At 65.9% G+C, this 13096-nt stretch carries 13 protein-coding genes; 4 read left to right on the forward strand and 9 right to left on the reverse strand.

Annotated features, from left to right (window positions below):
* Window positions 1-53: 53 nt before the first annotated feature.
* The 5 genes from argE to H681_RS00730 all read right to left on the reverse strand — a co-directional run bounded on the left by argE (window position 54) and on the right by H681_RS00730 (window position 5142).
* Entirely contained in the window at window positions 54-1205 is a 1152-nt protein-coding gene (argE, locus tag H681_RS00710) for an acetylornithine deacetylase (protein ID WP_086009583.1), read from the reverse strand.
* 45 nt (window positions 1206-1250) lie between these two features.
* Window positions 1251-1925, reverse strand: coding sequence for a DUF1028 domain-containing protein (locus H681_RS00715; RefSeq protein WP_015474915.1), 675 nt, complete (start codon window positions 1923-1925; stop codon window positions 1251-1253).
* A 207-nt stretch (window positions 1926-2132) separates the two neighbouring features.
* Complete coding sequence (locus H681_RS00720; RefSeq protein WP_015474916.1) at window positions 2133-2543, reverse strand: RidA family protein; 411 nt, start codon at window positions 2541-2543, stop codon at window positions 2133-2135.
* A 3-nt stretch (window positions 2544-2546) separates the two neighbouring features.
* On the reverse strand, window positions 2547-3875 hold the full coding sequence (locus tag H681_RS00725; RefSeq protein WP_015474917.1) for a flavin-containing monooxygenase: 1329 nt from the start codon (window positions 3873-3875) through the stop codon (window positions 2547-2549).
* A 346-nt stretch (window positions 3876-4221) separates the two neighbouring features.
* On the reverse strand, window positions 4222-5142 hold the full coding sequence (locus tag H681_RS00730; RefSeq protein WP_015474918.1) for a LysR family transcriptional regulator: 921 nt from the start codon (window positions 5140-5142) through the stop codon (window positions 4222-4224).
* A gap of 137 nt (window positions 5143-5279) precedes the next feature.
* On the opposite strand from H681_RS00730, the gene H681_RS00735 reads away from it, so the two are divergent.
* From H681_RS00735 to H681_RS00750, 4 genes are all read left to right on the forward strand, one after another.
* Complete coding sequence (locus tag H681_RS00735) at window positions 5280-6626, forward strand: aspartate aminotransferase family protein (RefSeq protein WP_015474919.1); 1347 nt, start codon at window positions 5280-5282, stop codon at window positions 6624-6626.
* Window positions 6627-6920, forward strand: a complete 294-nt coding sequence (locus H681_RS00740) for a cupin domain-containing protein (protein WP_015474920.1) — start codon at window positions 6627-6629, stop codon at window positions 6918-6920.
* Window positions 6921-7090: 170 nt separating this feature from the next.
* Window positions 7091-8587: a CoA-acylating methylmalonate-semialdehyde dehydrogenase gene (locus tag H681_RS00745; RefSeq protein ID WP_015474921.1), complete on the forward strand. Its 1497-nt coding sequence runs from the start codon at window positions 7091-7093 to the stop codon at window positions 8585-8587.
* A gap of 206 nt (window positions 8588-8793) precedes the next feature.
* Complete coding sequence (locus tag H681_RS00750; protein WP_015474922.1) at window positions 8794-9831, forward strand: extracellular solute-binding protein; 1038 nt, start codon at window positions 8794-8796, stop codon at window positions 9829-9831.
* Between the two features lie 827 nt (window positions 9832-10658).
* Here H681_RS00750 and H681_RS00755 read toward each other — a convergent pair.
* From H681_RS00755 to siaB, 4 genes are all read right to left on the reverse strand, one after another.
* Complete coding sequence (locus H681_RS00755) at window positions 10659-11084, reverse strand: GNAT family N-acetyltransferase (protein ID WP_015474923.1); 426 nt, start codon at window positions 11082-11084, stop codon at window positions 10659-10661.
* A gap of 261 nt (window positions 11085-11345) precedes the next feature.
* Window positions 11346-12134, reverse strand: a complete 789-nt coding sequence (gene siaD / locus H681_RS00760; RefSeq protein WP_015474924.1) for a biofilm regulation diguanylate cyclase SiaD — start codon at window positions 12132-12134, stop codon at window positions 11346-11348.
* A 5-nt stretch (window positions 12135-12139) separates the two neighbouring features.
* On the reverse strand, window positions 12140-12520 hold the full coding sequence (gene siaC, locus H681_RS00765) for a biofilm regulation phosphoprotein SiaC (protein WP_015474925.1): 381 nt from the start codon (window positions 12518-12520) through the stop codon (window positions 12140-12142).
* 26 nt (window positions 12521-12546) lie between these two features.
* On the reverse strand, window positions 12547-13089 hold the full coding sequence (gene siaB, locus H681_RS00770) for a biofilm regulation protein kinase SiaB (RefSeq protein ID WP_015474926.1): 543 nt from the start codon (window positions 13087-13089) through the stop codon (window positions 12547-12549).
* Between the last annotated feature and the right edge of the window lie 7 nt (window positions 13090-13096).

A 13096-nucleotide genomic window follows, 5' to 3' on the forward strand; every position in this document is an offset into this window, starting at 1 on the left:
GTGCCGCTGGATAGCAATCACGGACGGAGTCCGCTCCTACGGTTTGGCCGACCTCAGCCGCGCAGCCACTCCGCCAGCCGTCCCATCATTGCATCGCACCTGGCCAACTGCTCCAGGCTGACGAATTCGTCCGGCTTGTGCCCCTGGTCCATGCTGCCCGGGCCGCAGACCACGGTGGGAATGCCGACCTGGTCGAACAGCCCGCCCTCGGTGCCATAGGCCACGGTGGAGAACTCGCGGGAGCCGCTGAGCAGGGCGATCAGCTCGGCCGCTTCGGTCTGTGGGTCGGTCGCCAGCGCCGGGTAGGCGGACAGCGGGGTGAAGCGGATGTCCGCCTCGGCCTTCACCGCGCGCATCTTCGGCAGCAGCTCGGCTTCGGCATACTCGCGCAGGTCATCGGCGACCTGTTGCGGGTCGTCGCTGGGCAGCGCGCGCACTTCGAAATCGAACTGGCATTCGGCGGGGACGATGTTCAGCGCGCGGCCGCCGCTGATCACGCCGGTCTGCACGGTGGAGTAGGGTGGGTCGAAGCGCGGGTCGTGGCGCGCAGGCTCCGTCAGGCGGGTGCCGATCTCGCCGAGGCGGCCGATCAGCTGCGCCGCGTACTCGATGGCGTTCACGCCCTGCGGCGCATAGGCCGAGTGGCAGGCGGCGCCGTGTACGTTGCAGCGCATCGCCAGCTTGCCCTTGTGGCCGAGCACCGGCTTGAGTTCGGTGGGTTCGCCGATGATGCAGACCATCGGCTTGTGCTCGCGCTGCTCCAGCGCGGCGATCAGCGAGCGTACGCCGAGGCAGCCGACTTCCTCGTCGTAGGAGAAGGCCAGGTGCACCGGCAGACGCAGCGGCCGGGCGAGGAACGCCGGCACCGCCGCCAGCACGCAGGCGATGTAGCCTTTCATGTCCGCCGTGCCACGGCCGTAGAGGCGGCCGTCGCGCTCGGTCAGCTCGAACGGCGGGACGGTCCACGGCTGGCCATCGGTCGGCACCACGTCGGTGTGGCCGGACAGGCACACCCCGCCGCGATCCTGCGGACCCAGCGTGGCGTAGAGATTGGCCTTGCCGCCTTCGGCATCGTGGAACAGCTCGCAGGCGATGCCAAAGCCTGCGAGGTAGTCGCGGATGTAGTGGATCAGCGCCAGGTTGGAGTTGCGGCTGACGGTGTCGAAGGCGATCAGGTCGGCGAGGATTTCGCGGCTGGTGGGCATGGTCGGGTCCTGCATGAAAGAGCGCTTTTCTGTAGGTACGTGGTCTTACTCGTCGCCCGGCACGCCGTAGCTCGGCGCCTTGGTCGGGTCGAGGGCGCGCACGAGGTAGTCCTCCAGCTGCGGCTTGTAGGCCACCCAGAGCTTTTCCAGCTCATCGATCGGCGCCTCGTCGGCCCAGTCTACGCGCAGGTCGACGATCGGCCAGACCAGGTCGCCCACCACCTTCATCGCCGCCGAATGCACCGGGCCGGCTTCGCCGCCGGCGGCCATCGCCGCCTGCATGGCGGCCAGCAGGCGCTCGGCCAGACAGCCGTCGGCCTGCTCGAAGGCGCGGGTCATGGCGTCCATGATCGAGGTGGAGGACAGCAGGTTGCCCGCCGCCACGCAGTTCTCGCCGGCCACCGCGTGGTTCACGCCCAGCGCCTGGCTGCCGGTGAACAGCGCGACCTTGCCGTGCTGGTCGATCACGGTCACCTGGCGGTACTGGCTGTAGCCGTTGCTCGACAGCGCCTTGTCCAGCGCCGCGCCCGGCTCCAGGCCGGTTTCCAGCAGGTCGAGGATCTGCGGGCCGAGGGCCGGCAGGGTGACGTTCTGCGTGGCCACCGCGCCGACGCCGGCGCGAACCCAGGGGCAACGGGCGCCCACGGCAATGCTCGAGGAGCTGATGGCGATACCCAGCTGGCCGGTCTCGGCGCAGCGTCCAACGATGGAAAAGGTCATGGGAGCTCCTTAATCAACCTTGTGTCGTGAACGACGAAACGGCGAGGCAGGGAAATCCCCGCGTCGCCGCTTCATCGCGGTACTGCGAATGTGTTGCGAGCGACGGCCAGGCAAGAGGCGGGGATGGACGGGAAAGGCGGAGTTTGCTGTGGCAAATGAGCATTTTCCCGGCCACTCCCAACGCAGCCTGGCCTGGCGCAGTCGCTTTCAGTCCGGAATCACCGCGATGACGTCGATCTCCATCAGCCATTGCGGCTGGCCCAGGGCCGACACCACCAGGCCGGTGGAGATCGGGAACACGCCCTTCAGCCACTTGCCGACTTCCTGGTACACCGGCTCGCGGTAGCGCGGGTCGATCAGGTAGGTGGTGGTCTTGACGATGTGCGACAGGTCGCTGCCGGCTTCTTCCAGCAGTTGCTTGACGTTCTTCATCGCCTGCTCGGCCTGGGCACGCGGGTCGCCCAGCCCTACCAGGTTGCCCTCGAAGTCCGTCCCGACCTGGCCGCGTACGTACACGGTGTTGCCGGCGCGCACGGCCTGGCAGAGGTCGTTGTCCAGGGTCTGGTTCGGATAGGTGTCCTTGGTGTTGAACATGCGGATGCGAGTGTGGGTAGGCATCTCTTACTCCCAGGAAGCGGCTTTGGGTACGGAGGCTTCGCGTTGCGAAGCGTCCTGGTATTCGACGTATTTGCGCTGGGTGGCGATGTGGCCGGCCACGTGCTTGGCGTCGTGCCAGACACCCCAGATGAAGGTGGAACCCCGGCGCGACAGCCACGGCAGGCCGACGAAGTACACGCCCGGCTCGCGGGACACGCCACGCTGGTGCTTGGGCTTGCCCTTGTCGTCGAAGGCGTCCACCTGCAGCCAGTTGAAGTCCACGGCATAGCCGGTGGCCCAGATGATCGAGGTGATGCCCGCTTCGGCGAGATCCAGCTCGAGGATCGGATTACGAATGCACTGGGCGTCCGCGAAGACCTTGCGGGCCTCGGGCTCTTCAGGCAGGTCCAGGCCGTTGCGCTCGATGTAGGCATCGGCGGCGTCCAGCAGGCCGAGATAGTTCTCGTCGCCGGCTTGCAGGTTCTTCAGCAGGTCGTCCTGGAAGCTCACCTTGCCGTCAGCGAAGGTCCTGGTCAGGCCGACCAGGGTGATGCCCTCGTTGGCCAGGCGGCGGAAGTCGATGGTTTCGCCGCCACGGGCACCGCTCACGGCGATGGTCACGTGTTCGCGGCCCGGCTGTACTTCCTCGGCGTCCCACAGGCCGAGCACGCCCAGCCACCAGACGAAGTCGCGGTTGCGGTAGGAACGCGGCGGACGGTCATGGGCGCCCACGGAGAGGAAGACTTTCTTGCCGGCGCGGTTCAGCTCGTCGGCGATCTGCACGCCGGAAGAGCCGGCGCCCACCACCAGCACGGCGCCTGCGGGCAACTGCTGCGGGTTGTAGTACTGGGCCGAGTGGATCTGCTGCAGGCGCTCGGTCTTCGGCGCGATGGCAGGGATCACCGGGCGCTGGAACGGGCCGGTGGCGGAAACGATGCGCAGGGCCTGGAGAGTGCCTTCGGAGGTTTCCACGGTGAAGCCGGGACGGCCGTTGTTGCGGGTCACCTTCTTCACTTCCACGCCGGTGTGGATCGGCGCGTTGAACTGCTTGGCGTAGGCGACGAAGTAATCGGCCACCTGCTCCTTGTGCGGGAAGTCGTCCGGGCCGACCGGGAATTCCATGTTCGGGAAGCGGTCGTGCCACGCCGGGCCGTTGGCCACCAGCGAGTCCCAGCGGCCGGTGCGCCAGGCTTCGGCGATGCGGCTCTTCTCCAGCACGATGTGCGGCACGCCCAGGGCGGTCAGGTGCTCGCTCATGGCCACGCCGGCCTGACCGGCGCCAACGACCAGCGTATCGATTTCCAGGTTTTCGAGCGACTTCTTGGCGAAGGCGTTCGGATTCAGCTCGGTCATGGCTTGCTTCCTCTGACTCTGATCTCGTTGTTCTGCTTGTTGCGGCTGGTAGCGAGGTGCTTGGGCGCATTCTGTTCAGAGGCTGGCAATAGCGAAATTATGTTTTTTGTAGTCGCTGGCTAGGGAAAAGCTGTCGGCCCGCAAGCCACGGGGCATGCGGGGCGGAAAGGGTGGGGGTATAGGATTTTTGGTGGCTGGGGCGACAAATTGGATAGGCAGAGTGTGGCTCGTTCAGTGCAGGCGGCTCTTTGTAGGACCGAGGGGGACGCCTAGTTCTTGCTCGCGAACCAGCTCCGCAGCGGACTCTGTTCGCGAGCAAGCTCGCTCCTACATATCGATGACCGGGTCAGCGACTCTGGGCCACCGCCTCGAGGAACCGCTCCAGCACCAGGTTCGGCCGGCGGCCCTTGCGGGTTACCACGGTCAGTGGGATGTCGTAGTGGAAGCGCTCCGGGCGCAGCGGGCGCATGCGCCCCTGGGCGACCCAGTCGGCGGCGTAGTGGTCGGGCAGGTAGCCGATATAGCTGCCGGTGAGGATCAGGAAGGCCATGCCCTCGCGGTCGGAGGCATTGGCGCCGCCGCGCAGTTCCTGATGCCGCTCCTGCGCCTCGGCGGGGATCCGGTAGCTCGGCGCCACGGCGTCGCAGGCATGGACCTCCTCCACCGTGATACTCGCGTCGTCGCGCTCGAACAGCGGGTGCTCGCGGCTGCAGTACAGCAGCGAACGCTCCTCGTACAGCGCCGAATACTCCAGCCCCGACAGCGGACTGATCAGCGGCACCACGCCCACGTGCAGGCGGCCGTCGAGCACACCCAGCTCGATCTCGTTGGGCGTGGTCATGCCGATGTTGATCCGCACCCCCGGCCCGCTGGCCTTCAGCGCGCGCAGGGCGTGGGTGATGCGCATCTGCGGCAGGGTCACCAGGTTGTTGATGATGCCGATGTTCAGCGCGCCGCGCAGGTGCTGGTGCAGCTCGTTGACCTCCGCCCGGAAACCCTCCAGCGCCGCCAGCAGCGACTGGGTGGCGCGGTACACCTCGCGGCCCTCGTCGGTCATGGCGAAGCCCGCCCGGCCGCGCTGGCACAGGCGCATGCCCAGGCGTTTCTCCAGGTCGCCCATGTGCAGGCTGATGGCCGAGCGGCTGATGCCCAGCGTGCTTTCCGCGGCCGAGAAGCTGCCGCACTCGACTATGGTTTTGAAGATGCGCAGCAGGCGGATCTCGAAGTCGCTGACCTGGCCCAGGGAGGGGGCGCGGGATTTTGCCATTTTAGTTTTACCAATTCGAAACTGAACGTGAGAAGAATAGGCTTTAACTCACGTTAAGTCAGGCCCAATCTTGAACCATCGCAGCAGGCACGACGCGGCCTGCGCGCCCAACAAGACTGTCGTCGAGGACCAGCTCCATGAACCAGCACGTGAACGTTACCCCGTCAGTGGCCAGCGAACTGAACCTGAAGGCTCACTGGATGCCCTTCAGCGCCAACCGCAATTTCCACAAGGACCCGCGCATCATCGTTGGCGCCGAGGGCAGCTACCTGGTCGACGACAAGGGCCGCAGGATCTACGACAGCCTGTCCGGCCTGTGGACCTGCGGCGCCGGTCACTCGCGCAAGGAAATCGCCGACGCGGTGTCCAGGCAGCTGACCACCCTCGACTACTCCCCGGGCTTCCAGTACGGCCACCCGCTGTCCTTCAAGCTGGCCGAGAAGATCGCCCGGATGACCCCCGGCAACCTGAACCACGTGTTCTTCACCGGCTCGGGCTCCGAGTGCGCCGACACCGCCATCAAGATGGCCCGTGCCTACTGGCGCATCAAAGGCCAGGCGCAGAAGACCAAGCTGATCGGCCGCGCCCGCGGCTACCACGGCGTGAACGTCGCCGGCACCGCCCTGGGCGGCATCGGCGGCAACCGCAAGATGTTCGGCCAGCTGATGGACGTCGACCACCTGCCGCACACCCTGCAGCCGGGCATGGCCTTCACTCCGGGCATGGCCGAGACCGGCGGCGTGGAGCTGGCCAACGAGCTGCTCAAGCTGATCGAACTGCATGACGCCTCCAACATCGCCGCCGTCATCGTCGAGCCGATGTCCGGTTCCGCCGGCGTGCTGGTGCCGCCGAAGGGCTACCTGCAGCGCCTGCGCGAAATCTGCGACCAGCACAACATCCTGCTGATCTTCGACGAAGTGATCACCGCCTTCGGTCGCATGGGCAAGGCCACCGGCGCCGAATACTTCGGCGTGACCCCGGACATCATGAACGTCGCCAAGCAGGTCACCAACGGCGCCATCCCGATGGGCGCGGTGATCGCCAGCAGCGAAATCTACGACACCTTCATGGGCCAGAACCTGCCGGAATACGCCGTCGAGTTCGGCCACGGCTACACCTACTCCGCGCACCCGGTCGCCTGTGCCGCCGGCATCGCCGCGCTGGACCTGCTGGAGAAGGAAAGCCTCATCCAGCAATCCGCCGAGCTGGCGCCGTACTTCGAGAAGGCCATCCACGGCCTGAAGGGCGCGAAGAACGTCATCGACATCCGCAACTGCGGCCTGGCCGGCGCGATCCAGATTGCCGGCCGTGACGGCGACGCCATCGTGCGTCCGTTCGAAGCCAGCATGAAGCTGTGGAAAGAAGGCTTCTACGTGCGCTTCGGCGGCGACACCCTGCAGTTCGGCCCGACCTTCAACGCCAAGCCCGAGGACCTGGACCGCCTGTTCAGCGCCGTGGGCGACGCACTCAACGGGGTGGCGTAAGTGAGCCAGCGTCCGCAGGCCGTGCCGACGGTACAGATCGACAACGACAAGGTCCTGGTCACCGAGTGGCGCTTCGCCCCTGGTGCCGAGACCGGCTGGCACCGCCACGGCATGGAGTACGTCGTGGTCCCGGTGACCAATGGCGAGCTGCTGCTGGAAACCCCCGAAGGCGAGCGGCGCGCGCCGCTGGTCCTGGGCCAGAGCTACACCCGCCAGATCGGTACCGAACACAACGTGATCAATCCCTGCGATCACGAAGTGGCCTTCATCGAGATCGAGCTCAAGCAACCGTAAGCGCGCGGGCACGCAAGCAGGCAGCGCCGGAGCCGTCGCCTTAGAGTGGCCGTCCCGGCGGGCCCCGCTGCCCGCCACCGACTAAATTCCCTCTCCCTCTGGGAGAGGGCTTGGGGTGAGGGACGCCTGAAAGCATCCCGCCCCACACTTTCAGCGAGAAGAGACAGCACATGACCACCGTCAAGCACCTGATCGGCGGCGAACTGATCGCCGACACCGGCCGTAGCGCCGACGTCTTCAACCCGTCCACCGGCGAAGCCGTGCGCAAGGTCCCCCTGGCCAGCCGCGAAACCATCCAGCAGGCCATCGACGCCGCCAAGGCCGCCTTCCCGGCCTGGCGCAACACCCCGCCGGCCAAGCGTGCCCAGGTCCTGTTCCGCTTCAAGCAACTGCTGGAAGCCAACGAGAAGCGCATCGTCCAGCTGATCAGCGAAGAACACGGCAAGACCCTCGAAGACGCCGCCGGTGAACTCAAGCGCGGTATCGAGAACGTCGAATATGCCTGCGCCGCCCCGGAAATCCTCAAGGGCGAGTACAGCCGCAACGTCGGCCCGAACATCGACGCCTGGAGCGACTTCCAGCCCATCGGCGTGGTTGCCGGCATCACCCCGTTCAACTTCCCGGCGATGGTTCCGCTGTGGATGTACCCGCTGGCCATCGCCTGCGGCAACACCTTCATCCTCAAGCCGTCCGAGCGTGACCCGAGCTCCACCCTGCTGATCGCCGAACTGTTCGAAGAAGCCGGCCTGCCCAAGGGCGTGCTGAACGTCGTGCACGGCGACAAGGAAGCCGTGGACGCGCTGATCGAGGCCCCGGAAGTCAAGGCTCTGAGCTTCGTCGGCTCGACCCCGATCGCCGAGTACATCTATTCCGAAGGCACCAAGCGCGGCAAGCGCGTGCAGGCCCTGGGCGGCGCCAAGAACCACGCCGTGCTGATGCCCGACTGCGACCTGGACAACGCCGTCAGCGCCCTGATGGGCGCGGCCTACGGCTCCTGCGGCGAGCGCTGCATGGCCATCTCCGTAGCTGTCTGCGTGGGCGACCAGATCGCCGATGCGCTGGTCGAGAAGATCGTTCCGCAGATCAAGGCCCTGAAGATCGGTGCCGGCACCAACTGCGGCCTCGACATGGGCCCGCTGGTTACCGGCGCGGCGCAGGCCAAGGTCACCGGCTACATCGACGCCGGCGTCGAGCAAGGCGCGCAGCTGCTGGTCGACGGCCGCAACTTCAAGGTTGCCGGTCACGAGAACGGCTTCTTCATCGGCGGCACCCTGTTCGACAAGGTGACCCCGGACATGACCATCTACCAGGAAGAAATCTTCGGCCCGGTGCTTTGCATCGTGCGCGTGAACAGCCTGGAAGAAGCCATGCAGCTGATCAACGACCACGAATACGGCAACGGCACCTGCATCTTCACCCGCGACGGTGAAGCGGCCCGCCTGTTCTGCGACGAGATCGAAGTCGGCATGGTCGGCGTCAACGTCCCGCTGCCGGTACCGGTGGCCTACCACAGCTTCGGCGGCTGGAAGCGTTCGCTGTTCGGCGACCTCCACGCTTACGGCCCGGACGGCGTGCGCTTCTACACCAAGCGCAAGGCCATCACTCAGCGTTGGCCGCAGCGCAAGTCGCACGAAGCCGCGCAGTTCGCCTTCCCCAGCAACGGCTGAGGCTGACGAAAAAGGCATGGTCGCTACCGACCATGCCTTTTTTCTTTCCGCATCCTGATACCGCACACACGGCGATCCGTGCATCGCCGGGGGCCCTGGTCGCGCCCACGACAAGCAAGCGACCAACCACTGTAGGCATCGAGCGCCGGCCCGCCGGCACCCCGAACGTAATGGACGCAACACCCTGCAACGTGGAGACAACAATAATGATCAAGATCCTCAAGCGCACCTCCCTGGCGATCGCTCTCGCCGCCACCAGCCAGTCGTTCGCTGGCGACCTCACCGTCGTGTCCTTTGGCGGCGCCAACAAGGACGCCCAGGTCAAGGCTTTCTACAAGCCCTGGCAGCAGAACAGCGGCAACCGCCTGGTGTCCGGCGAATACAACGGTGAAATGGCCAAGATCAAAGCGATGGTCGCCACCGGCAGCGTCGCCTGGAACGTCGTCGAAGTGGAAGGCGCCGAACTGGCCCGTGGCTGCGACGAGGGCATGTTCGAAGAGCTCGACCCGGCGCAGATCGGCCTCAAGCAGGAAGACTTCGTGCCTGGTGCGATCCAGCCTTGCGGCATCGGTTTCCTGGTCTACTCCACGGTGCTCGCCTACAACCGCAACAAACTCGCCAGCGCGCCGACCAGCTGGAGCGATTTCTGGGACGTCGAGAAATTCCCCGGCAAGCGCGGCCTGCGCAAGCTGGCCAAGTCCACCCTGGAGTTCGCCCTGCTCGCCGACGGCGTGAAGCCCGCCGAGGTCTACCAGGTGCTCGCCACCCCGCAGGGGCAGGACCGCGCCTTCGCCAAGCTCGACCAGATCAAACCCCACATCCAGTGGTGGGAGGCCGGTGCCCAGCCGCCGCAATTCCTCGCCGCCGGCGACGTGGTCATGAGCTCGGTCTACAACGGCCGCCTCTCCGCCCAGCAGCGCCAGCAGTACGGCCTGGACATCGTGTGGAACGGCGGCATCTATGAGTTCGACTCCTGGGCCATCCCCAAGGGCGCGCCACAGCAGGACATGACCCGCCAGTTCATCGGCTACACCCTCGCACCCGAGCAGCAGAAGAGCTTCTCCCAGCACATCGACTACGGCGCCGCCAACCTCAAGGGGATGGAGCTGCTGGACGCCCAGCGCGTGGCTGAACTCCCCACCGCGCCACAGAACATCGAGCAGCAGATTCCGGTGGATGTGACCTTCTGGACCGATCATGGCGAGCAACTGGAGCAGCGCTTCAACGCCTGGGCGGCGCGGTAAGGTCATAGGGCCGTCAGGCCTTCCCAGGCAGGACCTGGGGTGAATGAAAAGGCCGGTCGAATGACCGGCCTTTTCATTCTTGGATCAGGTGATGGGGGGAGCGAAGCGATACCCATGCTGCTCAATGCCTGGGTTCTATCATCCGCGGCACGCGCCATCAGCCGCTGCACTTACGCCGCAGGATGAATACCTGTAGGAGCGAGCTTGCTCGCGAACCACCCAACACCGATGCGGCCGGGTAATTCTGTTCGCGAGCAAGCTCGCTCCTACGAAAAGCAGCTGGCCCGCAGTCCGTAGCGGTACCCATGCTGCTCAATGCCTGGGTTCTATCATCCGCGGCACGCAGCCATCAGCCGCTGCACTTACGCCGCAGGATGAATACCTGTAGGAGCGAGCTTGCTCGCGAACCATCCAACACCGATGCGGCCGGGTAATTCTGTTCGCGAGCAAGCTCGCGCCTGCGAAAAGCAGCTGGCCCGCAGTCCGTAGCGGTACCCATGCTGCTCAATGCCTGGGCTCTATCATCCGCGACACGCGCCATCAGCCGCTGCACTTACGCCGCAGGATGGACACTGTAGGAGCGAGCTTGCTCGCGAACCGCCCAACACCGATGCGGCCGGGTAATTCTGTTCGCGAGCAAGCTCGCGCCTACGAAAAGCAGCTGGCCCGCCGCGATGGGTATCGCTTCGCCCCACACCATCCTGCGAAGAGCTGCCCAACCGAAGTCTCAGGCGTGCGCCGAGTTCGTCCCGCCACAAGAGCATCGCGGACGGAGTCCGCTCCTGCGGGGGTTCATCGCCTGGCGTACAGGCGAGTTCCTTCCGTGGTCAGCCGAAGTGCTTCTTCAGGTAGATCCGCTGGTGCCCCGGCGGACAGTCTTCCAGCACGCCCATGCGTTCGAACCCCTGTTTCTCGTAGAAGCCCGGCGCCTGGAAGCTGTAGGTGTAGAGGAACAGGCCGACGCAGCCGCGGCGGCGGGCTTCGTCTTCGGCGAGGGCGATGAGCTGGCTGCCCAGGCCGCTGCCGCGCTGGTCGTTCGGCAGCCAGAGATAGTCGATATAGAGCCAGCCCATGCCGGATTGGCCGAACATGCCGCCGACCACCTCGTCTTGTTTGTCGCGGGCGTAGAGTTCGAAGTCGTCGTAGGTGTTGCTGCGGCCCATCTGTTCGAAGTTGTAGGCGAGCAGCCCCTGGATGACCACGTGGCGTGCGTGCGGGTCGACGCCGAGGGTGAAGTTGAAGGTGGATTGCATGGGGCGCTCCGGATTGGCGAAAGCGCCAGTCTAGGGAGCTGGCGGCGGGTTGGGTAGGGAGGAGGGGGCAAAGGCGGGTCCGCTCCTGCAAGGGGCTTTCTGCGCACTTCGGTCCGCGATTGCGTCGGAAGAGGGGCGCTCGGGCCGTTCGCTAGGGCGGTGTCGCGGACGGACAGGCAGCGGTAGGCGCCGTTGCCGGGGCCGTATATCCAGCTCTCCAGCGGCGGATTGCCGGGGGCGAACTTGTCGTCCGGCTTCCGCTCAGCCCTGCGAGAACGCGCACTTGTCGCGCCCGCTGCGCTTGGCATCCAGCAGGGCGGCGTCGGCGCGGCTGACGGTCTGCGAGTAGCTTTCACCGGGCTGGTGTTCGGCCACGCCGAAGCTGGCGGTGACGGACAGGGCGTCGGTACCCACGCGTACGGCGAGGCAGCGGATGTCGTTGCGCACGCGTTCGATGATGGCGGCGGCGTCGGCCAGGCGGGTTTCCGGGAGGAGGAGGAGGAACTCCTCGCCGCCCCAGCGCCCGCAGAGGTCGTACTGGCGCAGCGCGGCCTGTATGGCGCGGCCGATTTCCACCAGCACGCGGTCGCCGATGTCGTGGCCCCAGATGTCGTTGACCTGCTTGAAGTGGTCCACGTCGAGCATGGCCAGGACGTAGGTGTCGTGGTGGCGCTGGGCGCGTTCGCTTTCCTCGCGCAGGCGCTCCATCAGCAGGCGGCGGTTGGCGATACCGGTGAGCGGGTCGTGGGTGGCGGCTTCGCGCAGGGCGACGTTGAGGTCGCGCATCATGTCCTGGTAGCGGTCGGAGATGCGCGCGACCTTTTCCAGTTGGCGCAGCTGCTTGTGGTAGCGCTCGGACAGCGTGGAGTTCTGCGCCCGGGCCATGGACTGGAAGCCGTCGGAAATCCGTGCGATGCGTTCCAGGCGCGCGAGCTGGTCGAGCGATTGCTGGTGCTTGAGGTACAGCGCCTCGCGCAGGGGGTGCCCCTCGTATTGGGGGTCGGCCAGCAGTTCGTCGATCAGCAGGTCCAGCTCGCGCTCGCTTGTCATGGCTCTTACTCGTCGTAGGCTTGGATGACGAACGGGAAGGTACAGTCCTCGCGGAACTCCTCGGCCAGCTCGGCGACGCGCTCGTTGCGTCGGTCGTAGTGCCAGGCGACGGCGGCGGCGCGGCCTTCGCGGTGGGCCTCTTCGAGCAGGTCGAAGATATCCATCATGGCCTTGATGGAGCTGGTGTTGAGGTATAGCAGGCGCAGGTCGAGCGTGAGCGGGCGTTGTTCCCCGGCGAGGAAGCGCTCGACCCATTCGATCACCTGGCCGAACAGTTCATAGGAGTTTTCCGGGTAGGAGTCGCCTTGCATCGTGAGGGTGCCGGCCTGCCAGTCGCCGTGGATCGATGGGGTGGACTGGGTTCCTGCGATGTTGAGGTTGGTCATGGCTGGGTGTCCCTGGATTCGCGTGTTCAGATCACGGCGCGCAGGCTGAAGAAGGCGCGGCCGTCGGGTTGTTCGGTGAGGGAAGTCTTGAGCGGCGCGTTGGATTTGCGGGCGATGTCCAAGAGGCCCAGGCCGGCGCCGGTGGTGGCTTCGGCATCGCGCGGGCGGCGCAGCTGTTCCTTGTAGGCGGCCTTGAGCTGGACCTTGTCCAGGTCGGCGATGCTCTCGATGCTGCGCACCAGGCTGCGGCCGTCTTCCAGTTCCACCAGGTTGCCGGCGGAAACCACGTAGTGGCCTTCCTCGTCGCGGGCGATGGCGACGGTGGCCGAGGCATCCTGTTCGCCGTAGCCGCGCAGGGAGGCGTAATGGCGGATGTTCTGGGGCATTTCGATGTAGACCGCGAACACGTCCATCGCTTCGCTGGGATGCGCCTGCTCGGCCTGCAGGTAGTTGCGCAGGGCATGGCCGATTTCTTCGATCAGGCTGCGCGAGATGGGCCCGTTGAAGCAGAGCAGTATGCGTTGCCGGGTGTAGCTCTCGCGCATGGCCAACAGATCTAGCGATTCCATGGAATAC

Origin of the sequence: Pseudomonas sp. ATCC 13867 (genome assembly GCF_000349845.1) — a bacterium.
GTDB lineage: Bacteria > Pseudomonadota > Gammaproteobacteria > Pseudomonadales > Pseudomonadaceae > Pseudomonas.